Below are 23,640 nucleotides of genomic sequence, written 5' to 3'. Positions count from 1 at the left end.
GGCCAGCGCCGGCCGGGCCCCCGGCAGCCGGCCCCGCGCACCATCCGCCTGGGCAGCCCCCGCCCCCGGCTGCGCATGGTGAGCCTCGCCCTGACCCTGGTGATGATCGCCTTCGTCGTCCGGCTGCTCCAGGTGCAGGCCGTCGACGCCGGCGAGTACGCGGCCAAGGCCGACCGGAACCGCTACGTCGGCCGGGTCCTCGCCGCCGAGCGGGGCGGGATCACCGACCGCAACGGCGTCGACCTGGCGATCAGCGCGGACGCCAACGACATCACCGCCGACCCGACCATGTTCACGCGCGACCAGCTCAAGGTCGGTGACGGCCCCGAGCAGGCGGCCGCGCTCCTCGCGCCGATCCTCGGCGCCGACCAGGACACGATCGCCGGGAAGCTGCGCACCAAGAACACGCGGTACGTGCTCCTCGCCCGCCGCCAGACCCCCCAGGTCTGGAACCAGATCACCGACCTGAAGACCGCGCTCGTCAAGAAGGCCAAGGACGACCCGGGCACCGTCAACGTGCTGGCCGGCGTCTTCCAGGAGCCCAGCAGCAAACGCGTGTACCCCAACGGCGACCTCGCCGCCGGGATACTGGGCTGGGTCAACGCCGAGGGCAAGGGCGGCGGCGGTATCGAGCAGCAGCTGAACCGCCAGCTGTCCGGCAAGAACGGCAAGATCCGCTACGCCCAGTCCGGCGGACGCCTCGTGCCCACCGCGGGCTCCGCCGAGACCCCCGCCGTGGCCGGCTCCGACATCGAGCTGACCATCGACCGCGACATCCAGTGGGCCGCGCAGAGCGCCATCACCGAGCAGGTGAAGAAGTCCAAGGCGGACCGCGGCTACGTGATAGTGCAGGACACCCGCACCGGCGAGATCCTCGCCATGGCCAACTCGCCCGGCTTCAACCCCAACGACCTCACCAGGGCGAACCCGGATGCCCTGGGCAACGCGGCCCTCCAGGATGCCTACGAGCCCGGCTCCACCGCCAAGGTCATGTCGATGGCCGCCGTACTGGAGGAGAACGTCGCCACCCCCGAGACGCATGTCATCGTGCCCAACCGGCTGCACCGCGGCGACCGCCTCTTCAAGGACGACATCGACCACCCGACCTGGTACCTGACGCTCAACGGCGTGCTCGCCAAGTCCAGCAACATCGGCACGATCCTCGCCACCGGCGAACTCGGCAGGAACCAGCGGGAGTCCAACCGGATCCTCTACTCCTACCTGCGCAAGTTCGGCATCGGCAGCTACACCGGGCTCGGCTTCCCCGGCGAGACCAAGGGCATCCTCGCCGCGCCCGGCGACTGGTCGACATCGCAGCAGTACACGATCCCTTTCGGTCAGGGCGTCTCGATAAACGCCATGCAGGCGACCTCCGTCTACTCGACGATCGCCAACGGCGGCGTCCGCGTGGCGCCCACCCTCGTCCGGGGCACCAAGGGGCCCGACGGCCGCTTCACCCCCGCCCCGAAGCCCAAGAAGACCCGGGTCGTGAGCGAGAGGACGGCGAAGACCCTGGCCAGGATGCTGGAGTCCGTCGTGGACGACGAGGAGGGCACCGGCACCAAGGCACGCATCCCCGGCTACCGGGTCGCGGGCAAGACGGGCACGGCGAACCGCGTGGATCCGGCCACCGGCAGATACCGCGGCTACACCTCGTCGTTCGCCGGCTTCGCACCCGCGGACAAGCCGCGGATCACCGTGTACTGCGCCATCCAGAACGCCACCAAGGGCAACTACTTCGGCGGCCAGATCTGCGGGCCCATCTACAAGGAGGTCATGGAGTTCGCCCTGAAGACCCTCCAGGTCCCGCCGACCGGCGCCGGGCCCGCGAACCTGCCCGTCAGCTTCAAGCCGTGACCCGCCGCCCGGGCGACCCCCGACCCTCCTGACCCCTCCCTGATCCACCCACTGATCAGCGCAACCAGCCAGGAACGCACTCGTGACCATGATCACTCCCGACCCCGGGAACCACGCCGCCCCACCGCCCTCGCACAAACCCTCGCTTCGCTCCGGCGGGGGTGCGCCCGGTACGCTCACCGCCGTGCCACACGCTGATCAGTCCCAAACCACCCAGAAGGGCGTTTCCGTGACATATCCCGGACCGCCCAGGCCGGCCCAGGTCTCCGCCACACCCCTCGCGGAACTCGCCGGACACCTGGGTGCCGCACAGCCGGAGACCGGGGAGGCCACCACTGGGGTCACGGGCATCACCCATGACTCCCGCGCCGTCCGCCCCGGCGATCTGTACGCCGCCCTGCCCGGCGCCCGGCTGCACGGCGCCGACTTCGTGAACCAGGCGGCCGGCCTCGGCGCCGTCGCCGTCCTGACCGACCCGACCGGGGCCGAGCGCGCCGCCGCCACCGGGCTCCCGGTCCTCGTCGTCGACGACCCGCGCGGACGGATGGGCGAACTGGCGGCCACGATCTACGGCCGGCCCGGCCGCGACCTGCTCCAGATCGGCATCACCGGCACCTCAGGCAAGACCACCACCGCCTACCTCGTCGAGGGCGGCCTGCGCACGGTGCGCTCCACCGGGCTCATCGGCACCGTCGAGATGCGCATCGGCGACGAGCGCATCAAATCCGAGCGCACCACCCCCGAGGCCACCGACCTCCAGGCCCTCTTCGCCGTCATGCGCGAACGCGGCGCGGACGCGGTCGTCATGGAGGTGTCCAGCCACGCCCTGGTCCTCGGCCGGGTCGACGGCTGCGTCTTCGACGTGGCGGTGTTCAACAACCTCAGCCCGGAGCACATGGAGTTCCACTCCGACATGGAGGACTACTTCCAGGCCAAGGCGGGACTGTTCACCCCGGAGCGCAGCAGGCTCGGCGTCGTCAACCTCGACGACGAATACGGCCGCAGGCTCACCAAGGAGGCCACGGTCCCGGTCGTCACGTTCTCCGCCGAGGGCCACCCCGACGCCGACTGGCGCGCCGTGGACGTCGAGGTCGGCCCGATGGACTCGACGTTCACCGTGATCGGCCCGAAGGGCGAGCGGATCACCGCGAGGTCGCCGCTGCCGGGCCCGTTCAACGTCGCCAACACCCTCGCCGCGATCGCCGCCCTGGCCGTCGCCGGGATCGACCCGCAGACCGCCGCCGACGGCGTCGCCGCCGTGCCGGGAGTCCCGGGCCGCCTGGAGCGAGTGGACGCCGGGCAGCCCTACCTCGCGGTCGTCGACTACGCCCACAAGACGGACGCCGTCGAGTCGGTCCTCAAGGCGCTGCGCAAGGTCACCGAGGGCAGGCTGCACGTGGTGCTCGGCTGCGGCGGCGACCGGGACCGCACCAAGCGCGCGCCGATGGGCGCCGCCATCGCCCGGTTCGCCGACACCGCCGTACTGACCTCCGACAACCCCCGCTCCGAGGACCCCCTCGCGATCCTCGCCACCATGCTCGAGGGCGCGGCCTCCGTGCCGGCCCACGAGCGCGGCGAGGTCCTCCTCTTCGAGGACCGGGCCGCCGCGATCGCCGCGGCCGTGGCCCGCGCGGAACCCGGCGACACCGTGCTGGTCGCGGGCAAGGGCCACGAGCAGGGCCAGGACATCGCCGGCGTGGTACGTCCCTTCGACGACCGCCAGGTGCTTCGCGAAGCTATCCAGCAGACCCAGGGATGAACTTGTGATCGCCCTCTCTCTCGCCGAGATCGCAGAAGTCGTCGGCGGGCAGACGCACGACATACCGGATCCGTCGGCGCTCGTCACCGGACCCGTCGTCCGGGACTCCCGTGAGGTGGAGCCCGGCAGCCTCTTCGTCGCCTTCGTCGGCGAGCGGGTGGACGGCCACGACTACGCGGCCGCGGTCGTCGAGGCGGGCGCGGCAGCGGTGCTGGCGTCCCGCCCCGTCGGCGTGCCCGCGATCGTCGTGGCCGACGTCCAGGCGGCCCTCGGTGCCCTCGCCCGCCATGTGGTGCGCGAACTCGGCACCACCCTCGTCGCCCTCACCGGCTCCGCGGGCAAGACCAGCACCAAGGACCTGATCGCCCAGGTGCTCCGGCGCAAGGCGCCCACGGTGTTCACGCCCGGCTCCCTCAACAACGAGATCGGGCTGCCCCTCACCGCGCTCAGCGCCACCGAGGAGACCCGTTTCCTCGTCCTGGAGATGGGCGCCCGCGGTATCGGCCACATCCGCTACCTCACCGGCCTGACCCCGCCCAAGGTGGGCCTCGTGCTCAACGTCGGCACCGCCCACATCGGCGAGTTCGGCGGCCGTGAGCAGATCGCGCAGGCCAAGGGCGAGCTGGTCGAGGCCCTGCCGCCGGCGAGCGAGGGCGGCGCCGCGATCCTCAACGCCGACGATCCCCTCGTCCGCGCCATGGCCTCCCGTACGAAGGCCAAGGTGGTCCTCTTCGGAGAGTCCGGCGAAGCGGACGTACGCGCAGAGAACGTACGGCTCACGGACGCGGGACAGCCCGCATTCCGCCTTCACACACCCTCCGGTGCAAGTGATGTGACCATGCGCCTGTACGGTGAGCACCACGTGTCGAACGCGCTCGCCGCGGCCGCCGTCGCCCATGAGCTGGGCATGTCCGCGGAAGAGATCGCCACCGCGCTCTCCGAGGCGGGCTCCCTCTCCCGTTGGCGGATGGAGGTCACCGAGCGCCCGGACGGCGTGACGGTCGTCAACGACGCCTACAACGCGAACCCCGAGTCCATGCGGGCCGCTCTGCGCGCGCTCGCAGCCATGGGCAAGGGGCGGCGGACCTGGGCGGTGCTCGGCAAGATGGCCGAGCTCGGGGACGAATCGCTCGCCGAGCACGACGCGGTCGGACGGCTCGCCGTCCGGCTCAATGTCGGCAAGCTCGTCGCGGTCGGGGGCAGGGAGGCCTCCTGGCTGCAACTGGGCGCATACAACGAGGGTTCGTGGGGTGAGGAGTCGGTGCACGTGTCCGACGCACAGGCGGCGATCGACCTGTTGCGCAGTCAGTTGCGCCCGGGGGACGTCGTGCTCGTGAAGGCGTCCCGGTCGGTCGGGCTCGAGAGTGTGGCGCAGGCGCTGCTCGACGGCGGCAACGAGGGTGAGGTTGCCGCGCGATGATGAATCAGATCCTGTTCGCAGGAGTCATCGGTCTCTTCCTGACGCTGGTCGGTACCCCGCTGCTGATCAAGCTGCTGGCCCGCAAGGGCTACGGCCAGTACATCCGTGACGACGGCCCGCGCGAGCACGCCAGCAAGCGCGGTACGCCGACCATGGGTGGTATCGCCTTCATCCTGGCGACGATCGTCGCGTACTTCCTGGCCAAGGTGATCTCGGGCCAGCCGCCGACCTTCTCCGGTCTGCTGGTGCTCGGCCTGATGGGCGGCATGGGCCTCGTCGGATTCCTCGACGACTACATCAAGATCGTCAAGCGCCGTTCGCTCGGCCTGCGCGCCAAGGCCAAGATGGCCGGCCAGCTGATCGTCGGTATCGGCTTCGCGGTCCTCGCGCTGCAGTTCCCGGACGCCCGCGACCAGACGCCGGCCTCCACCAAGCTCTCCTTCGTGCAGGACTTCGGCTGGTCCATCGGCCCGGTGCTGTTCGTGATCTGGGCGCTGTTCATGATCCTCGCGATGTCGAACGGCGTGAACCTGACCGACGGCCTCGACGGCCTCGCCACCGGCGCCTCCGTGCTCGTCTTCGGCGCGTACACGTTCATCGGCGTCTGGCAGTTCCAGGAGTCCTGCGCCAACACGCAGACCCTGACCAACCCGGAAGCCTGCTACGAGGTCCGCGACCCCCTCGACCTCGCGATCGTCGCCTCCGCACTGATGGGCGCCTGCCTCGGCTTCCTGTGGTGGAACACCTCGCCGGCCAAGATCTTCATGGGTGACACCGGTTCGCTGGCCCTCGGCGGCGCGCTCGCCGGCCTCGCGATCTGCTCCCGCACCGAGCTGCTCCTGGCGCTCCTCGGCGGCCTGTTCGTCCTCATCACCATGTCGGTCGTCATCCAGGTCGGCTCGTTCAAGCTGACCGGCAAGCGCGTCTTCCGCATGGCACCGCTCCAGCACCACTTCGAACTCAAGGGCTGGTCCGAGGTCCTCGTAGTGGTCCGCTTCTGGATCATCCAGGGCATCTGTGTGATCGTCGGACTGGGCCTCTTCTACGCGGGATGGGCGGCCGACAAGTGACCGACTGGCAGGGCAAGCACGTCACCGTCGCCGGGCTCGGCGTCTCCGGCATCCCCGCGGCCAAGGTCCTGCACGGCCTCGGCGCCGCCGTCACGGTCGTCAACGACGGCGACGACGAACGCGCCAGGGCCCAGGCCGCCGAGCTGGAGGCGCTCGGCATCACCGTGCGCCTCGGTGACGGCGCCACCCTGCCCGAGGGCACCGACCTCGTCGTCACCGCGCCCGGCTGGAAGCCCGACAAGCCGCTGTTCACCGCCGCCCGCGAGGCGGGCCTGGAGATCTGGGGCGACGTCGAGCTGGCCTGGCGCCTGCGCGGACCCGACGCGGCGCCCTGGCTGGCCGTCACGGGCACCAACGGCAAGACCACGACCGTCCAGATGCTCGCCTCGATCCTCAGGGCGGCGGGGCTGCGCACGGCCGCCGTCGGCAACATCGGGGTCTCGCTCCTGGACGTCGTCCTCGGCGACGAGCAGTACGACGTCCTGGCCGTGGAGCTGTCCAGCTACCAGCTCCACTGGGCGCCCTCCCTGCGCGCCCACTCCGCCGCCGTCCTGAACCTCGCCCCCGACCACCTCGACTGGCACGGCTCCATGGAGGCGTACGTCAAGGACAAGGGCCGCGTCTACGAGGGCAATCGGATCGCCTGTGTCTATAACGTGGCCGACAAGGCCACCGAGGACCTGGTGCGCGAGGCGGACGTCGAAGAGGGTTGCCGGGCCATCGGGTTCACGCTCGGCACCCCGGGCCCGTCCCAACTCGGCGTCGTCGACGGCATCCTGGTCGACCGGGCCTTCGTCGAGAACCGGCAGAAGAACGCCCAGGAACTCGCCGAGGTCTCCGACATCGACCCGCCGGCCCCGCACAACATCGCCAACGCCCTCGCCGCGGCCGCCCTGGCCCGCGCCTTCGGCGTGCCCGCCAAGGCCGTACGGGACGGCCTGCGGGCCTTCACCCCGGACGCCCACCGCATCGCGCACGTAGCCGACATGGACGGCGTCAGGTACATCGACGACTCCAAGGCCACCAACACGCACGCCGCGCAGGCCTCGTTGGCGGCCTACGAGTCGATCGTGTGGATCGCGGGCGGACTCGCCAAGGGCGCCACCTTCGACGAGCTCGTCGCCGGGGCGGCGAAGCGGCTGAAGGGCGTCGTGCTGATCGGCGCGGACCGCGCGCTGATCCGCGAAGCGCTCGCGCGACACGCCCCCGAAGTGCCGGTCGTGGACCTCGACCGGACAGACACTGGGGCGATGCTCGCGGCGGTCCGCGAGGCACGGGCGCTCGCACAGGCGGGCGACACGGTGCTGCTGGCACCGGCCTGCGCGTCGATGGACATGTTCGTCAACTACAACAGGCGCGGGGACGCGTTCGCGGAGGCAGTGCGCGAACTCGCCTCCGCGGACGGCTGACCGGCCCGCCCGTGCCTGGCGGCGGAGCTGGGCGAACCTGGGAGGGAACGCGTGACACGGATGTCGTCGGTGCGCCGCGGGAAGGGCGCCCCCGATGCCCAGTAGCCGTACCGGCCGCCCTCCCGTCCAGCGCCTCACCCGCAGGCCGCCCGTCCCCCGCCCGTCCCGCGAGAACCCCGTCCGCCGGCTCCACACACGGGCGCGGCGGGCCTGGGACCGTCCGCTCACCGCGTACTACCTGATCCTCGGCGGCAGTCTGCTGATCACCGTGCTGGGTCTGGTGATGGTCTACTCGGCCTCGCAGATCACGGCGCTGCAGAAGTCGCTGCCGGGGACCTTCTTCTTCCGCAAGCAGTTCCTCGCGGCCTCGATCGGCGCCCTGCTGCTGCTCGTGGCCTCGCGCATGCCGGTGAAGCTGCACCGGGCGCTGGCGTACCCGATCCTGGCCGGCTGTGTCTTCCTGATGGCCCTGGTGCAGGTGCCGGGGATAGGGCAGTCGATCAACGGCAACCAGAACTGGATCGCCGTCGGCGGCTCGTTCCAGATCCAGCCCAGCGAGTTCGGCAAGCTGGCGCTGGTGCTGTGGGGGGCCGATCTGCTCGCCCGCAAGGAGGACAAGCGGCTGCTGACCCAGTGGAAGCACATGCTGGTGCCGCTGGTGCCGGTGGCGTTCATGCTCCTCGGGCTGATCATGCTCGGCGGCGACATGGGCACCGCGATCATCCTCACGGCCATCCTGTTCGGCCTGCTGTGGCTGGCCGGCGCGCCGACCAGGCTGTTCGTGGGTGTGCTGTCGGTCGCCGGACTGATCGGCTTCGTCCTGATCAGGACCAGTGAGAACCGTATGGCCCGGCTCGCGTGCATCGGTGCCACGGAACCGGGGCAGGGAGACACCTGCTGGCAGGCCGTGCACGGCATCTACGCCCTCGCCTCGGGCGGAATCTTCGGCTCGGGGCTCGGTGCCAGTGTGGAAAAATGGGGCCAACTCCCGGAAGCGCACACCGACTTCATCTTCGCCGTCACCGGTGAGGAACTGGGCCTCGCGGGGACGCTGTCGGTGCTCGCCCTCTTCGCGGCTCTAGGCTATGCGGGTATCCGCGTGGCCGGACGCACGGAGGACCCCTTCGTCAGGTATGCCGCGGGAGGCGTGACCACCTGGATCACCGCTCAGGCGGTGATCAACATCGGTGCGGTGCTCGGTCTGCTGCCGATCGCCGGAGTCCCCCTCCCGCTGTTCTCCTACGGGGGTTCCGCCCTGCTGCCGACCATGTTCGCCATCGGGCTGCTGATCGCCTTCGCACGCGACGAGCCCGCTGCGCGGGCGGCGCTTGCGATGCGGCAACCTCGCTTTGGTAGAAAGCGGGGCGGCGGCCCTTCGGGGCGGCCCGGGAGATGGAACACGATGCGACGGCGCGCCTGAACGGCGCGTTCGTCCGGAGAGCGGTGAATTTCGGTGCATGTCGTCCTCGCCGGTGGCGGAACCGCCGGTCACATCGAGCCCGCGCTCGCCCTCGCGGACGCCCTGCGCAGGCAGGACCCGACCGTGGGCATCACGGCCCTGGGCACGGAGCGCGGCCTTGAGACACGCCTCGTCCCCGAGCGCGGCTACGAACTCGCGCTGATCCCCGCCGTACCCCTGCCACGCAAGCCCACGCCCGAGCTGATCACCGTGCCCGGCCGGCTGCGCGGCACGATCAAGGCGACCGAGCAGATCCTGGAGCGCACCAAGGCGGACTGCGTCGTCGGCTTCGGCGGCTACGTCGCCCTGCCCGGCTACCTCGCCGCCAAGCGCCTCGGGGTGCCGATCGTCGTCCACGAGGCCAACGCCCGCCCCGGCCTCGCCAACAAGATCGGCTCCCGGTACGCGGCCCAGGTCGCCGTCTCCACCCCGGACAGCAAGCTGCGCGACTCCCGCTACATCGGCATCCCGCTGCGCCGCTCCATCGCCACCCTCGACCGTGCCGCGGCGCGGCCCGAGGCCCGCGCCCTGTTCGGCCTCGACCCGAACCTGCCGACGCTGCTGGTCTCCGGCGGCTCGCAGGGCGCCCGCCGCCTCAACGAGGTGGTCCAGCAGGTCGCGCCCTACCTCCAGCAGGCCGGGATCCAGATCCTGCACGCGGTCGGCCCGAAGAACGAACTGCCGCAGGTACACCAGATGCCGGGGATGCCCCCGTACATCCCGGTACCGTACGTGGACCGGATGGACCTCGCGTACGCCGCGGCCGACATGATGCTCTGCCGCGCGGGCGCGATGACCGTCGCCGAGCTCTCCGCCGTCGGGCTCCCCGCCGCCTACGTCCCGCTGCCCATCGGCAACGGCGAACAGCGGCTGAACGCCCAGCCGGTGGTCAAGGCCGGCGGCGGACTGCTGGTCGACGACGCGGAGCTGACCCCCCAGTGGGTCCAGCAGAACGTCCTGCCCGTGCTCGCCGACCCGCACCGGCTGTACGAGATGTCCCGCGCCGCCAGCGAGTTCGGCCGCCGGGACGCCGACGACCTGCTCGTCGGGATGGTGTACGAGGCGATCGCGTCGCGCCGCTAGGGGCGCGGCAGAAGGCAGGGGAGCGTGGCCGGACCGACCACCGCCGAACGCGGCGCGGACGACGATCTGGACTCCGGCCCGCTTCCACGACGTCGCCGGCGGCTGCCCGGCCCGCGGGCCCTGATCGCCGCCGCGGTCGCGCTGGTGCTGCTCGGCGGGGTCTCGGTCTGGGCCCTGTACGGCTCGTCGTGGCTGCGGGTCGAGCGGGTCTCCGTGTCGGGCACTCGGGTGCTCACCGAGGCCCAGGTGCGCGAGACGGCCGAGGTGCCCCTCGGGGAGCCGCTGATTTCCGTGGACACCGACGCGATCGAGTCGCGATTGCTGGAGAAATTGCCCCGAATCGACTCGGTTGAGGTCATTCGTTCCTGGCCTCATGGAATCGGGCTGAAAGTCACCGAACGCACTCCGGTCCTGATTGTCGAAGCCGCCGGAAATTCGGGCAAGTACGTCGAAGTCGACGCGAAGGGTGTTCGTTTTGCCACCGTTTCGCGTGCCCCGAAGGGCGTTCCCGTCCTGGAATTGGCGCTGTCCCGTCCGGGATCCTCCGCCGCGAGTCTGCGGCGATTCGGCGAGGACCGGCTCGTGCGGGAGGCGGTGCGGGTCGCGGGTGACATTCCGGCCGCGGTCGCGCCGGACACCCTGGTCGTCAAGGTCCGCTCCTACGACTCCATCTCGCTGGAGTTGAGCGGGGACCGAACCGTCGCCTGGGGGAGCGTGGAGAAGGGGCGTGCGAAGGCCCGTGCACTCAGCGCGCTGATGAAAGCCGCCCCCGACGCGGGGCACTTCGACGTGAGTGTCCCCACGGCGCCTGCGTCATCAGGGAGTTGACGCATATCCGTGCAGGCCAGCACCCTGGTTGGGCACCGCTACGGCTGATCACATAGGGTGAAAAGAAAAACGGGAGGTTCGGCGTGTTCGTTGAACGTGCGCCACTTGTCGACTTAGTGTCCTGTTCGGAAGAGTCCAAGGAACAGACACACTGGTAACCCTAAACTTCAGCGTTAGGGTTCGGGTCGGCGTTCGGACCGTCCCACTTCGGCATCAGTCGTCGGATCGCGGGTACCCCGCGAGGCGGCGACACGTAACTCGAGGCGAGAGGCCTTCGACGTGGCAGCACCGCAGAACTACCTCGCAGTCATCAAAGTCATCGGTGTCGGCGGCGGTGGTGTCAATGCCATCAACCGGATGATCGAGGTCGGTCTCAAGGGCGTCGAGTTCATCGCCATCAACACCGACGCGCAAGCTCTGTTGATGAGCGACGCCGACGTCAAGCTCGACGTCGGCCGTGAACTCACCCGCGGACTCGGCGCCGGAGCCAACCCGGCCGTCGGCCGCAAGGCCGCCGAGGACCACCGCGAGGAGATCGAGGAGGTCCTCAAGGGGGCCGACATGGTCTTCGTGACGGCCGGCGAAGGCGGCGGCACCGGCACCGGCGGCGCACCCGTCGTGGCCAACATCGCCCGCAATCTGGGTGCCCTCACCATCGGCGTGGTCACCCGCCCCTTCACCTTCGAGGGCCGCCGCCGCGCCAACCAGGCCGAGGACGGCATCGCCGAGCTCCGCGAAGAGGTCGACACCCTCATCGTCATCCCGAACGACCGGCTGCTGTCCATCTCGGACCGCCAGGTCTCGGTGCTCGACGCCTTCAAGTCGGCCGACCAGGTCCTCCTCTCCGGTGTCCAGGGCATCACCGACCTCATCACCACGCCGGGCTTGATCAACCTCGACTTCGCCGACGTCAAGTCCGTCATGTCCGAGGCCGGCTCCGCCCTCATGGGCATCGGCTCGGCCCGCGGCGACGACCGCGCGGTGGCCGCCGCCGAGATGGCGATCTCCTCGCCGCTGCTGGAGGCCTCCATCGACGGCGCCCGCGGGGTGCTGCTCTCCATCTCCGGCGGGTCCGACCTCGGTCTCTTCGAGATCAACGAGGCCGCCCAGCTGGTCAGCGAGGCCGCCCACCCCGAGGCCAACATCATCTTCGGCGCGGTCATCGACGACGCCCTCGGCGACGAGGTCCGCGTCACGGTCATCGCGGCCGGCTTCGACGGCGGGCAGCCCCCGGCCAAGCGGGACAACATCCTCGGCTCGGCAGCGGCCAAGCGCGACGAGCCCGCCCCGGTGCGCGCGGCCGACACCCGCCCGTCCTTCGGCTCGCTCGGCAGCGTCAAGCCGAAGGAGGAGCCGGCGCCCGCACCGGAGCCGGTGAGCGAGGCGCCCGTCGCCCCGCCGGTCCCGCCGTCCCGGTCCTACACGGACAGCGCGGCCGAGGAGCTGGACGTACCGGACTTCCTCAAGTGATAGGACAGCGCGAGAACGTGAGCGGCGCGCACTTCGCCTTCACCGACAGGTGGGGCGGGGTGAGCGCCGCTCCGTATGAGGAGCTCAATCTCGGCGGGGCGGTCGGGGACGACGCCGCCGCCGTGACGACCAACCGGGAGCTGGCCGCGAAATCGCTGGGCCTCGACCCCGGCCGGGTCGTCTGGATGAACCAGGTGCACGGCGCGGACGTGGCGGTGATCGACGGACCGTGGGGCTCCGCCGCCGACATCCCCTCCGTCGACGCGGTCGTCACCACCGGGCGCGGTCTCGCGCTCGCGGTGCTCACCGCCGACTGCGTCCCCGTACTGCTGGCCGACCCCGTCGCCGGGGTCGCGGCCGCAGCCCACGCGGGCAGGCCCGGAATGGTCGCCGGGGTCGTCCCCACCGCCGTCAAGGCCATGATCGAACTCGGCGCCGACCCCGCGCGGATCATCGCCCGCACCGGCCCCACCGTCTGCGGGCGCTGCTACGAGGTGCCCGAAGCGATGCGCGCCGACGTGGCCGCCGTGGAGCCGACGGCGTACGCCGAGACCAGTTGGGGCACGCCCTCCGTGGATGTGAGCGCCGGAGTGCACTCCCAGCTGGAGCGACTGGGGGTGCACGACCGGGAGCAGTCGCCGGTGTGCACGCTGGAGTCGCACGACCACTTCTCGTACCGCCGCGACCGCACCACAGGGCGACTCGCGGGATATGTCTGGCTGGACTGATGGGCATGACCGACCGTAAGGCACAACTCGCCGCGAATCTGGCGAAGGTGGAGGGTCGCATCGCGGCGGCGTGCGCGGCCGCGGGGCGCAAGCGCGAAGAGGTGACCCTGATCGTGGTCACCAAGACCTATCCCGCGAGCGATGTGCGGATCCTGTCGGAGCTCGGTGTGCGTCATGTCGCCGAGAACAAGGACCAGGACGCGGCCCCCAAGGCGGCGGAGTGCTCGGATCTGCCCCTTGTGTGGCACTTCGTGGGGCAATTGCAGACCAACAAGGTCCGTTCTGTGGTGCGTTATGCGGATCTCGTGCAGTCCGTCGACCGCTCCCGGCTCGTCACGGCGCTGTCGAAGGAGGCGGTCCGGGTCGGCCGCGAGGTGGGGTGTCTCATCCAGGTCGCCCTCGACGCGGACGAGAGCGGCCGGGGGGCGCGCGGCGGTGTCGGGCCGGACGGGATCGCCGAGTTGGCCGACCTCCTCGCGGACTCGCCGGGGGTACGGCTCGATGGTCTGATGACCGTAGCGCCGCTCACCGGCGAGTACGCCGGGCGCCAACGCGAGGCCTTCGGGCGGTTGATGGATTTGTCGACCGACCTGCGCCGCGCCCATCCGGCTGCGAACATGGTCTCCGCAGGGATGAGTGCGGACCTCGAGGAGGCCGTGGCGGCAGGGGCGACACATGTGCGCGTCGGCACTGCGGTACTCGGAGTCCGTCCCAGGCTCGGGTAACGTCGCCAAGAAGTCGGACCACAGCAGAAAATATGGTCATTCCGTCGAAGGGCGGCGCAACGACCTCGTGGATCGCGGGCACTTGGGAAGTCGTCAGTCGATCCACCACAGAGCGGAGGACTCAGAGCATGGCCGGCGCGATGCGCAAGATGGCGGTCTACCTCGGCCTCGTGGAGGACGATGGGTACGACGGCAGGGGATTCGACCCCGATGACGACTTCGAGCCCGAGCTCGACCCCGAGCCCGAGCGGGACCACCGGCGCCACGAACCGGTGCACCAGTCACACCAGTCACACCAGTCACATCAGTCCCAAAGGGACGAATCGGTGCGAGTGGTGCAGCCCCCGGCGCAGCGCGAGCCGGTGGCGCACGCCACTTCGCTCCCCGCGGAATCGGTGCGACCCGCCCGGATCGCGCCCGTGGCGTCCATCACACAAGACCGTTCCAGTCTGGAGAAGAACGCACCGGTGATCATGCCCAAGGTCGTGTCCGAACGAGAGCCGTATCGGATCACGACGTTGCACCCGCGGACCTACAACGAGGCCCGTACCATCGGGGAACACTTCCGTGAGGGCACCCCGGTGATCATGAATCTGACTGAGATGGACGACACAGATGCGAAGCGACTTGTCGACTTTGCGGCAGGTTTGGTGTTTGGTCTTCACGGCAGCATCGAGCGGGTGACGCAGAAGGTGTTCCTGTTGTCGCCTGCTAACGTCGATGTCACGGCGGAGGACAAGGCCCGCATCGCAGAGGGCGGGTTCTTCAACCAGAGCTGAGACGCACCACCCGGAAACAGCAGTACAGGCAGCACGGAACGGGGAGAGGGAAACACCGGACATGAGCGTGGTCTTGACGATCCTCTACATCGCGCTGACGGTGTTCTTCATCGTGCTGATCTTCCGGTTGGTCATGGACTACGTCTTCCAGTTCGCCCGCTCATGGCAACCCGGCAAGGCGATGGTGGTCGTTCTGGAGGCCACCTACACTGTCACTGATCCACCGCTCAAGCTTCTGCGGCGGTTCATTCCGCCGCTGCGTCTCGGGGGCGTGGCGCTCGACCTGTCCTTCTTCGTGCTGATGATCATCGTTTTTATCCTGCGCACGGTAGTGGCCAGCGGGATGGGAACGGTGTGAGAGATGCGGTCTTGCCGAATGCCGACGACTACGTTGAGGTGAAGAGATGCCGTTGACCCCCGAGGACGTGCGGAACAAGCAGTTCACGACCGTCCGCCTCCGAGAAGGCTATGACGAGGACGAGGTCGATGCCTTCCTCGATGAGGTCGAAGCCGAACTGACGCGCTTGCTTCGTGAGAACGAGGACCTGCGTGCCAAGCTCGCCGCGGCCACGCGTGCTGCTGCCCAGAATCAGCAGAACATGCGCAAGCCCCCCGAGCCGCAGGACCAGCAGCAGGGCGGCATGCAGCAAGGTGGCATGCAGCAAGGTGGCATGCAGCAGGGCGGAATGCAGCAGGGTGGCATGCAGCAGCAGGGCATGCGGGGACCCGGCGCTCCCGTACCTGCTGGGATATCGGGCCCGCCGCAGCAGATGGGGGGCCCCATGGGTGGCCCGCCCCAGCTGCCGAGCGGTGCGCCGCAGCTGCCCGCCGGCCCCGGTGGCCAGGGGCAGCAGGGTCCCGGACCGATGGGTCAGGGACCGATGGGCCAGGGCCCCATGGGTCAGGGCCAGATGGGCCAGCCCCAGATGGGGCAGGGCCCGATGGGCGGCCAGCCGCCCATGCAGCAGATGGGTGGCCCGATGGGCGGCCCCATGGGTGGTCCGATGGGCGGCCCCGGTCAGGGCCCGGGCGGCGACAGCGCCGCGCGTGTGCTCTCGCTGGCCCAGCAGACCGCCGACCAGGCGATCGCCGAGGCCCGTTCCGAGGCCAACAAGATCGTCGGCGAGGCCCGTAGCCGCGCCGAGGGTCTGGAGCGGGACGCCCGTGCCAAGGCCGACGCCCTGGAGCGGGACGCGCAGGAGAAGCACCGCGTCGCGATGGGCTCCCTGGAGTCCGCCCGCGCCACGCTGGAGCGCAAGGTCGAGGACCTGCGCGGCTTCGAGCGCGAGTACCGCACGCGTCTGAAGTCCTACCTGGAGTCGCAGCTGCGTCAGCTGGAGACCCAGGCGGACGACTCGCTGGCCCCGCCGCGGACCCCGGCGACCGCGTCGCTGCCGCCGTCCCCGTCGCCGTCCATGGCGCCGGCCGGTGCGAGCGCGCCGTCGTACGGCGGCCAGGGCATGGGTGGCGCGCCGGCGCCGGCCGCGCCCTCCTACGGCGGTCAGCAGCAGATGTCCCCGGCCATGACCCAGCCGATGGCTCCGGTCCGGCCGCAGGGTCCGTCGCCGATGGGGCAGGCTCCCTCGCCGATGCGTGGCTTCCTCATCGACGAGGACGACAACTGATCATCACCGGCACGCCATAGGCGTCGGCAGCGTTCAGGGCGGGGCCCCGGATCTCTTCGGTCCGGGGCCCCGCCCTTGTGTACGCGCGTTCGGGGGTGATGGGGACGGTCGTTTGCGGGTGGGGCGGATGTCCTGCGCACACCACGCCGAAGGCCCGGCGACACCGCCTGTGAGGTGTCGCCGGGCCTTCGGTCATGATCGGCGCCGCGGCTCGGAGCGGTCGGCTCCGAGCCGGGCGGTTCAGCGGGGCCGCGTCACGCCTTGCGGAGGCGGAACGTCAGGGTCAGGGCCTCGTCCGTGAACGGGGCGCCGTAGGTGTCGTCGGCCTCCCCGGTGGCGAAGTCCGTGGCGAGGACCTCGTCGGCGATCAGCCCGGCGTGCTCGGTGAGCGCGTCGACCACCGCCTCGTCGGTCGCGGTCCAGCGCAGCGCGATGCGGTCGGCCACGTCGAGGCCGCTGTTCTTGCGGGCCTCCTGGATCAGACGGATCGCGTCACGGGCGAGACCCGCCCGGCGGAGCTCCTCCGTGATCTCCAGGTCCAGGGCCACCGTCGCCCCCGAGTCGGAGGCGACCGACCAGCCCTCGCGCGGGGTCTCCGTGATGATCACCTCGTCCGGCGCCAGGGTGATCGTCTCGCCGTCGACCTCGACCGACGCCGTGCCCTCACGCAGGGCGAGGGAGAGGGCGGCGGCGTCCGCGTTCGCCACGGCCTTGGCCACGTCCTGGACGCGCTTGCCGAAACGCTTGCCGAGGGCGCGGAAGTTCGCCTTGGCGGTGGTGTCCACCAGGCTGCCGCCGACCTCGCTCAGCGAGGCGAGCGAGCTCACGTTCAGCTCTTCCGTGATCTGGGTGTGCAGCTCGGGGTCCAGGGAGTCGAACCCGGTGGCGGCCACCAGGGCGCGGGACAGCGGCTGGCGGGTCTTGACGCCCGACTCCGCACGCGTGGCGCGGCCCAGCTCCACGAGACGGCGGACGAGCACCATCTGCTTCGACAGCTCCGGGTCGATGGCGGTGAGGTCCGCCTCCGGCCAGGACGCCAGGTGCACCGACTCCGGGGCGCCCGGGGACACCGGCACGATCAGGTCCTGCCAGACCCGCTCGGTGATGAACGGGGTCAGCGGGGCCATCAGCTTGGTGACCGTCTCGACGACCTCGTGCAGGGTGCGCAGCGCGGCCTTGTCGCCCTGCCAGAAGCGGCGGCGCGAGCGGCGGACGTACCAGTTCGACAGGTCGTCCACGAACGCGGAGAGGAGCTTGCCGGCGCGCTGGGTGTCGTACGCCTCCAGCGACTGTGTCACCTGGTCGACCAGGGCGTGCAGCTCGCTCAGCAGCCAGCGGTCCAGGACGGGGCGGTCGGCGGGGGCCGGGTCGGCCTCGGACGGCGCCCAGTTCGACGTACGGGCGTACAGGGCCTGGAAGGCGACCGTGTTCCAGTACGTGAGGAGGGTCTTGCGCACGACCTCCTGGATCGTGCCGTGGCCGACGCGGCGGGCCGCCCAGGGGGAGCCGCCGGCCGCCATGAACCAGCGGACCGCGTCGGCGCCGTGCTGGTCCATGAGCGGGATGGGCTGCAGGATGTTGCCGAGGTGCTTGGACATCTTGCGGCCGTCCTCGGCGAGGATGTGGCCGAGGCACACGACGTTCTCGTAACTGGACTTGTCGAAGACCAGGGTGCCGACCGCCATCAGCGTGTAGAACCAGCCGCGGGTCTGGTCGATGGCCTCGCTGATGAACTGGGCCGGGTAGCGGCTCTCGAAGAGTTCCTTGTTCTTGTACGGGTAGCCCCACTGCGCGAACGGCATCGAGCCCGAGTCGTACCAGGCGTCGATGACCTCCGGGACGCGGGTGGCGGTGGCGGCGCAGCCGCCCTCGGGGCACGCGAAGGTGACCGCGTCGATGAACGGGCGGTGCGGGTCCAGCTCCGACTGGTCGGTGCCGGAGAGCCGGCTCAGCTCCTCGCGGGAGCCCACGCAGGTGAGGTGGCCCTCCTCGCAGCGCCAGATCGGCAGCGGGGTGCCCCAGTAGCGGTTGCGGGACAGCGCCCAGTCGATGTTGTTGTTCAGCCAGTCGCCGAAACGGCCGTGCTTGACCGTGTCCGGGAACCAGTTGGTCTTCTCGTTCTCCTGGAGGAGGCGGTCCTTGACGGCGGTGGTGCGGATGTACCAGGACGGCTGCGCGTAGTAGAGGAGCGCGGTGTGGCAGCGCCAGCAGTGGGGGTAGCTGTGCTCGTACGGGATGTGCTTGAACAGCAGGCCCCGGGTCTGGAGGTCCTCGGTGAGCTTCTCGTCCGCCTTCTTGAAGAAGACGCCGCCGACCAGCGGGACGTCCTCCTCGAACGTGCCGTCCGGGCGGACCGGGTTGATCACCGGCAGGCCGTATGCCCGGCACACCTTGAGGTCGTCCTCACCGAAGGCGGGGGACTGGTGGACCAGACCCGTGCCGTCCTCGGTGGTCACGTACTCGGCGTTCACCACGAAGTGGGCGGGCTCGGGGAACTCCACGAGCTCGAACGGACGTTGATAGGTCCAGCGCTCCATCTCGGCGCCGGTGAAGGACTGACCGGTGGTCTCCCAGCCCTCGCCGAGCGCCTTGTCGACGAGCGGCTCGGCGACGACGAGCTTCTCGGTGCCGTCCGTGGCCACCACGTAGGTGACCTCGGGGTGGGCGGCGACCGCGGTGTTGGACACCAGCGTCCACGGCGTGGTCGTCCACACCAGGAGCGCGGCCTCGCCCGCGAGCGGACCGGAGGTGAGCGGGAAACGGACGTACACCGAGGGGTCGACGACCGTCTCGTAGCCCTGCGCCAGCTCGTGGTCCGACAGGCCGGTGCCGCAGCGGGGGCACCAGGGGGCCACGCGGTGGTCCTGGACCAGCAGGCCCTTGTTGAAGATCTCCTTCAGCGACCACCAGACGGACTCGATGTACTCGGGCTCCATGGTCACGTACGCGTCGTCGAGGTCGACCCAGTAGCCCATGCGGGTCGTCAGGTCGGAGAACGCGTCGGTGTGGCGGAGCACGGACTCACGGCACTTGGCGTTGAACTCGGCGATGCCGTACGCCTCGATGTCCTTCTTGCCGTTGAAGCCCAGCTCCTTCTCGACCGCCAGCTCCACCGGCAGGCCGTGGCAGTCCCAGCCGGCCTTGCGGGCCACGTGGTAGCCGCGCATGGTGCGGAAGCGGGGGAAGACGTCCTTGAAGACACGGGCCTCGATGTGGTGGGCGCCCGGCATGCCGTTGGCGGTGGGCGGACCCTCGTAGAACACCCATTCGGGGCGACCCTCGGACTGCTCCAGGCTCTTGGCGAAGATCTTCTGCTCGCGCCAGAAGTCGAGCACCGCGTGCTCGAGCGCGGGCAGGTCGACCTGGGCGGGCACCTGGCGGTACGTCGGCTCTGTCATGAGCGAGCTTCCTCCAACGGACTTGCTGCCTTCCGTCGGAGGGACGAGAGCCTTCATCCTGCGTACGCCGTGTGCGGCGCGCTCCCGCGGTACCACCCTCCTTGGCCCGTCGTCGCGTCGTACGCCGTGACGAGCCCCCTCATTGAGGTCGCGATGCCGGGTCTACTGGCCGTGTCCCGAGGGGCCCGGCGTTCTTCCGGCGGCTCCGGGGTGATCTTCGCGTCGCGCTCGCCCCCGGGCTTCCACCGTCCCCGGGTCGCTCTTGGCTGCGTACGGCGCTACTCGTCCCCATCCACGCTTTTCGCTGCGCCCAGTGTACGGCGCCGGGCGGACAGCGGCCGACCGGTTTTGCGGCGCCCGTGGCGGGGCCGGCGGGGGCCTTCGGCGGGCTCGGCGGCCGGGTGACGCGGTGACCTGCGGGGTGACCCGAATGGAGCGGCCCGGACGTCCGGATCCCGGGACCCGCTGTGGGGCGGAATACCCGGCGGGGAGCTGGGCACAACGCTTGCAGGCTCGCCGCGTGACGGTCGCGGGGCGGCCGGAACGGGTGGTGTGCCCCGTTGCCGCGGGACTCGGGTCGATTTATCGTCCCAGCACGATTCGCGTGCAATATCACAATATGTGAAGGGGCCGCGGCCATGGTGGCGAAGGACGTGAGCGGCAAGAAGCGGGTCCCCGCGACCCTGGGAACGAAGGCGGCCACCAGCAGGACGAGCGCCCGGAAGACGGGCGCCGAGGGAACGACGGCGGAGAAGGGAGCCGCGAAGACCGCCGCGGTGGGGCCGAGGTCCGGCGCCCAGGACGAGGGCACGCCTGGTGCCGGGGCCGTGCGGGTGACGAAGAAGAAGACGGCCGGCGCGAGCGCCGCGAAGAGGACTGCGGGGAAGAAGACCGCTGCCAAGAAGACCGCGGCCAGGAAGACCGAGGGGAAGGAGACCGAGGCGCGGGAGACCACGGCCGAGAAGGCCGCGGTGAGGAAGGCAGCGGCCCGGAAGGCCGCCGGGAAGAACGGTGCCGCCGCGCGGTCGGCGGCCGGGAAGAGCGCGGCCACCAATGCGGTGGCCAAGAAGGGTGCCGCCGGGAAGACGGCGGCCACGAAGAGCAGCACATCCAAGAAGAGCACCGCCCGGAACACCTCTGCGACGAGCGAGGCCGAGAAGGCGGGCGCGGCCGAGGCCGCCGAGACGACGGGAGCCACGACGGTGGTTGCGAAGAACACTCCTGGTACGGCTACGGCGGCGAAGAAGCCCACCGCCGTCCCCAAGGCACGGCCCGCCGCGGCGGACCCCGGCGAACTGGCGGTACGGCCCGGTGAGGACCCCTGGAGCCCGGAGGAGGTCGCCGAGGCCCGTACGGAGCTGACGTCCGAGGCGACGCGGCTGCGGGCGGAGCTGGACGCCTCCGAGAAGTCGCTCACGGGTCTCATGCGGGACTCCGGCGACGGCGCGGGCGACGACCAGGCCGACACCGGCGCCAAGAACATCACGCGTGAGCACGAGATGGCGCTGGCCCACAACGCGCGCGAGATGCTCGACCAGACCGAGCGCGCCCTGGAACGGCTCGCCACGGGCACGTACGGCCTCTGCGAGAGCTGCGGCAACCCGATCGGCAAGGCGCGCATGCAGGCCTTCCCGAGGGCCACGCTGTGCGTCGAGTGCAAGCAGAAACAGGAACGGCGGTAGTGATCCCCGCCTGAGCCCCTGGTCCCCGGAGGTCGTGTCGTACCTTTGTCCTCAGTCAGGAACCTAGGTTGAGGGACTCACGTGGCAGAGGCGGAGCGCATCATCGGTACGCCGGACATCCCAGAGGCGGCGGGCACGGACCCGGAGCAGTCCGACGGCGGGAACGGCGCAGACGCCGAGCGGGCCGACGCGCCCGCGCGCCCGCGCGGCAAGCGCCGTATCGCCGTGCTGTTCGGGGTCGCCGCGCTGGCGTACGTGCTCGACCTGGTCAGCAAGATGATCGTGGTCGCCGAGCTGGAGCACCACGAGCCGATCGAGATCATCGGGGACTGGCTGAAGTTCGAGGCGATCCGCAACGCGGGCGCGGCCTTCGGCTTCGGCGAGGCCTTCACGATCATCTTCACGATGATCGCTGCGATCGTGATCGTGGTGATCGCCCGGCTCGCGCGCAAGCTCTACAGCCTGCCCTGGGCGATCGCGCTCGGACTGCTGCTGGGCGGCGCGCTGGGCAACCTCACCGACCGGATCTTCCGCTCGCCGGGCGTCTTCGAGGGCGCGGTCGTCGACTTCATCGCGCCCAAGGGCTTCGCCGTGTTCAACCTGGCGGACTCGGCGATCGTGTGCGGCGGCATCCTGATCGTGCTGCTGTCCTTCCGGGGGCTCGACCCGGACGGCACCGTCCACAAGGACTGAGTGCCCCGGGTTCGGCCGGGGTCGTGGGAGTTTTCCACAGGCGCGGTCGGGCGTGTCGTGGCGGTCCGGCATACTCGACGGGTGAGCACGCTTCCCGAGATCCGTACCCTGCCCGTGCCCGACGGCCTGGAGGGCGAGCGCGTCGACGCCGCCATCTCCCGCATGTTCGGCTTCTCCCGTACCAAGGCCGCGGAGCTCGCCGCCGCGGGGAAGGTCGCGGTCGACGGATCGGTGGTCGGCAAATCGGAGCGGGTGCGCGGCGGGGCCTGGCTGGAGGTCGAGATGCCGCAGGCGCCCGCGCCGGTGCAGGTGGTGGCCGAGGCGGTCGAGGGCATGGAGATCGTGCACGACGACGATGACGTGGTCGTGATCGTCAAGCCGGTCGGGGTGGCCGCCCACCCCAGCCCCGGCTGGTCCGGGCCGACCGTGATCGGCGGGCTCGCCGCCGCCGGGTACCGGATCTCGACGTCCGGCGCCGCCGAGCGCCAGGGCATCGTCCACCGGCTCGACGTGGGCACGTCCGGCCTGATGGTGGTCGCCAAGTCCGAGTACGCGTACACGTTCCTGAAGCGCCAGTTCAAGGAGCGGACCGTCGACAAGCGGTACCACGCGCTGGTCCAGGGACATCCCGACCCGACGAGCGGCACCATCGACGCGCCCATCGGGCGGCACCCGAACCACGACTACAAGTGGGCGGTCATCGCCGAGGGCAAGCCGTCCGTCACGCACTACGACCTGGTGGAGGCGTTCCGCGCCGCCTCCCTGCTCGACATCAAGCTGGAGACCGGGCGTACGCACCAGATCCGCGTCCACATGTCCGCCCACCGGCACCCGTGCGTGGGCGACCTGACGTACGGCGCCGACCCGACGCTCGCCAAGCGCCTCGGCCTCACCCGCCAGTGGCTGCACGCGGTCCGGCTCGGCTTCGAGCACCCCGGGGACGGCAGCTGGGTCGAGTTCGAGAGCGACTACCCGGCCGACCTGCAGAAGGCCCTCGACAAGGTGCGGGAGGAGACGTACGCGTGAGCGACGTGCCCGCGAGCCCGGAGCCGGTGGCGTACGCCGTGCGCGTGGCCGACGACCCCGCCGACCGCGCGATGTGCTTCGCGGTGCGCAAGGAGGTCTTCGTCGTCGAGCAGGGCGTGCCGGAGGACCTCGAGTACGACGCGTACGACGAGGTGGCCGTGCATGTGCTCGCCGTGCGGGACGACGGGGTGCCGCTCGGCGCCGGACGGCTGCTCCACGGGGCGGCCGCCGCCGGCAAGACCGGTGGGGAGCCGGGCGTCGGCTCCCTGGGGCGGCTGGCGGTCGTGCCGGCGGCCCGCGGGCTGGGTGTGGGCGTCGCGCTCGTGCGGGCCGTCGAGGACGCGGCACGCGCGCGGGGCCTGACCGCCGTGCACTTGGGCGCGCAGACGCATGCGCTGGGGTTCTACGAGCGGCTGGGGTACGAGGCGTACGGACCGGAGTTCCCGGACGCGGGGATACCGCACCGGGCGATGAGGCGGTCGCTGTAGGGCCGAGACCCGGCGGGCTCGGTGCCTGAGGCCCGGCGCCGACGGCCGATGCCTGGTGCCCGACGGTCGACGGCCGGTGCCTGGTGCCCGACTCCCCGTGCCGGGTTCGTGGGGTGGCGTGGGACGGAACGGGGTGGGATG

At 70.6% G+C, this 23,640-nt stretch carries 19 protein-coding genes; 18 read left to right on the top strand and 1 reads right to left on the bottom strand.

Going from position 1 to position 23,640, the window contains the following annotated elements; all coding sequences use genetic code 11:
• From AOK23_RS12660 to AOK23_RS12595, 14 genes are all read left to right on the top strand, one after another.
• Positions 1 to 1,857: peptidoglycan D,D-transpeptidase FtsI family protein (locus tag AOK23_RS12660; RefSeq protein ID WP_240496370.1), on the top strand; the 1,857-nt coding region annotated here is incomplete at its 5' end.
• Between the two features lie 82 nt (positions 1,858 to 1,939).
• Positions 1,940 to 3,616, top strand: coding sequence for a UDP-N-acetylmuramoyl-L-alanyl-D-glutamate--2,6-diaminopimelate ligase (locus AOK23_RS12655; protein WP_206336187.1), 1,677 nt, complete (start codon positions 1,940 to 1,942; stop codon positions 3,614 to 3,616).
• 4 nt (positions 3,617 to 3,620) lie between these two features.
• The gene (locus AOK23_RS12650; protein ID WP_055521861.1) at positions 3,621 to 5,036 is read left to right on the top strand and encodes a UDP-N-acetylmuramoyl-tripeptide--D-alanyl-D-alanine ligase; all 1,416 of its coding nucleotides are present in this window, start codon (positions 3,621 to 3,623) and stop codon (positions 5,034 to 5,036) included.
• Complete coding sequence (gene mraY / locus AOK23_RS12645) at positions 5,033 to 6,106, top strand: phospho-N-acetylmuramoyl-pentapeptide-transferase (RefSeq protein ID WP_055542685.1); 1,074 nt, start codon at positions 5,033 to 5,035, stop codon at positions 6,104 to 6,106. The genes AOK23_RS12650 and mraY overlap by 4 nt, the downstream gene beginning before the upstream one ends.
• Positions 6,088 to 7,515, top strand: a complete 1,428-nt coding sequence (gene murD, locus AOK23_RS12640; RefSeq protein WP_055712810.1) for a UDP-N-acetylmuramoyl-L-alanine--D-glutamate ligase — start codon at positions 6,088 to 6,090, stop codon at positions 7,513 to 7,515. The genes mraY and murD overlap by 19 nt, the downstream gene beginning before the upstream one ends.
• A gap of 94 nt (positions 7,516 to 7,609) precedes the next feature.
• Positions 7,610 to 8,935 carry a putative lipid II flippase FtsW gene (ftsW, locus tag AOK23_RS12635; RefSeq protein WP_055521864.1) on the top strand — a complete coding sequence of 442 codons (1,326 nt, stop codon included), beginning with the start codon at positions 7,610 to 7,612 and terminating at the stop codon, positions 8,933 to 8,935.
• 33 nt (positions 8,936 to 8,968) lie between these two features.
• Entirely contained in the window at positions 8,969 to 10,057 is a 1,089-nt protein-coding gene (gene murG, locus AOK23_RS12630) for an undecaprenyldiphospho-muramoylpentapeptide beta-N-acetylglucosaminyltransferase (protein WP_055521865.1), read from the top strand.
• Positions 10,058 to 10,081: 24 nt separating this feature from the next.
• Entirely contained in the window at positions 10,082 to 10,885 is an 804-nt protein-coding gene (locus tag AOK23_RS12625; protein WP_055712809.1) for a cell division protein FtsQ/DivIB, read from the top strand.
• A 279-nt stretch (positions 10,886 to 11,164) separates the two neighbouring features.
• Positions 11,165 to 12,355 carry a cell division protein FtsZ gene (gene ftsZ / locus AOK23_RS12620; protein ID WP_055712808.1) on the top strand — a complete coding sequence of 397 codons (1,191 nt, stop codon included), beginning with the start codon at positions 11,165 to 11,167 and terminating at the stop codon, positions 12,353 to 12,355.
• Positions 12,352 to 13,083 (top strand): peptidoglycan editing factor PgeF, encoded by a 732-nt coding sequence (pgeF, locus tag AOK23_RS12615; protein ID WP_055712807.1) that lies wholly within the window; start codon positions 12,352 to 12,354, stop codon positions 13,081 to 13,083. Before ftsZ ends, pgeF begins: the two co-directional genes overlap by 4 nt.
• A 5-nt stretch (positions 13,084 to 13,088) precedes the next feature.
• On the top strand, positions 13,089 to 13,808 hold the full coding sequence (locus AOK23_RS12610) for a YggS family pyridoxal phosphate-dependent enzyme (protein WP_055712813.1): 720 nt from the start codon (positions 13,089 to 13,091) through the stop codon (positions 13,806 to 13,808).
• Between the two features lie 128 nt (positions 13,809 to 13,936).
• Positions 13,937 to 14,587 (top strand): cell division protein SepF, encoded by a 651-nt coding sequence (locus tag AOK23_RS12605; protein WP_055712806.1) that lies wholly within the window; start codon positions 13,937 to 13,939, stop codon positions 14,585 to 14,587.
• Positions 14,588 to 14,648: 61 nt separating this feature from the next.
• Positions 14,649 to 14,945, top strand: a complete 297-nt coding sequence (locus AOK23_RS12600; protein WP_055538813.1) for a YggT family protein — start codon at positions 14,649 to 14,651, stop codon at positions 14,943 to 14,945.
• 46 nt (positions 14,946 to 14,991) lie between these two features.
• A complete protein-coding gene (locus tag AOK23_RS12595; RefSeq protein ID WP_055712805.1) occupies positions 14,992 to 16,212 on the top strand; it encodes a DivIVA domain-containing protein in 1,221 nt (406 codons plus the stop codon).
• Positions 16,213 to 16,466: 254 nt separating this feature from the next.
• Here AOK23_RS12595 and ileS read toward each other — a convergent pair whose 3' ends face one another.
• Positions 16,467 to 19,610: an isoleucine--tRNA ligase gene (gene ileS / locus AOK23_RS12590; RefSeq protein WP_055712804.1), complete on the bottom strand. Its 3,144-nt coding sequence runs from the start codon at positions 19,608 to 19,610 to the stop codon at positions 16,467 to 16,469.
• A gap of 638 nt (positions 19,611 to 20,248) precedes the next feature.
• Here ileS and AOK23_RS12585 point away from each other — a divergent pair.
• The 4 genes from AOK23_RS12585 to AOK23_RS12570 all read left to right on the top strand — a co-directional run bounded on the left by AOK23_RS12585 (position 20,249) and on the right by AOK23_RS12570 (position 23,499).
• Entirely contained in the window at positions 20,249 to 21,292 is a 1,044-nt protein-coding gene (locus AOK23_RS12585) for a TraR/DksA family transcriptional regulator (protein WP_055712803.1), read from the top strand.
• 81 nt (positions 21,293 to 21,373) lie between these two features.
• Entirely contained in the window at positions 21,374 to 21,985 is a 612-nt protein-coding gene (gene lspA, locus AOK23_RS12580; protein WP_055712802.1) for a signal peptidase II, read from the top strand.
• 81 nt (positions 21,986 to 22,066) lie between these two features.
• On the top strand, positions 22,067 to 23,011 hold the full coding sequence (locus AOK23_RS12575; RefSeq protein ID WP_055712801.1) for an RluA family pseudouridine synthase: 945 nt from the start codon (positions 22,067 to 22,069) through the stop codon (positions 23,009 to 23,011).
• 71 nt (positions 23,012 to 23,082) lie between these two features.
• Positions 23,083 to 23,499, top strand: coding sequence for a GNAT family N-acetyltransferase (locus AOK23_RS12570; protein WP_055712812.1), 417 nt, complete (start codon positions 23,083 to 23,085; stop codon positions 23,497 to 23,499).
• Positions 23,500 to 23,640: the final 141 nt, after the last annotated feature.

The organism is Streptomyces torulosus, assembly GCF_001419765.1.
Classification (GTDB): domain Bacteria; phylum Actinomycetota; class Actinomycetes; order Streptomycetales; family Streptomycetaceae; genus Streptomyces; species Streptomyces torulosus.
This window is presented reverse-complemented; position numbering and strand designations above follow the sequence as displayed.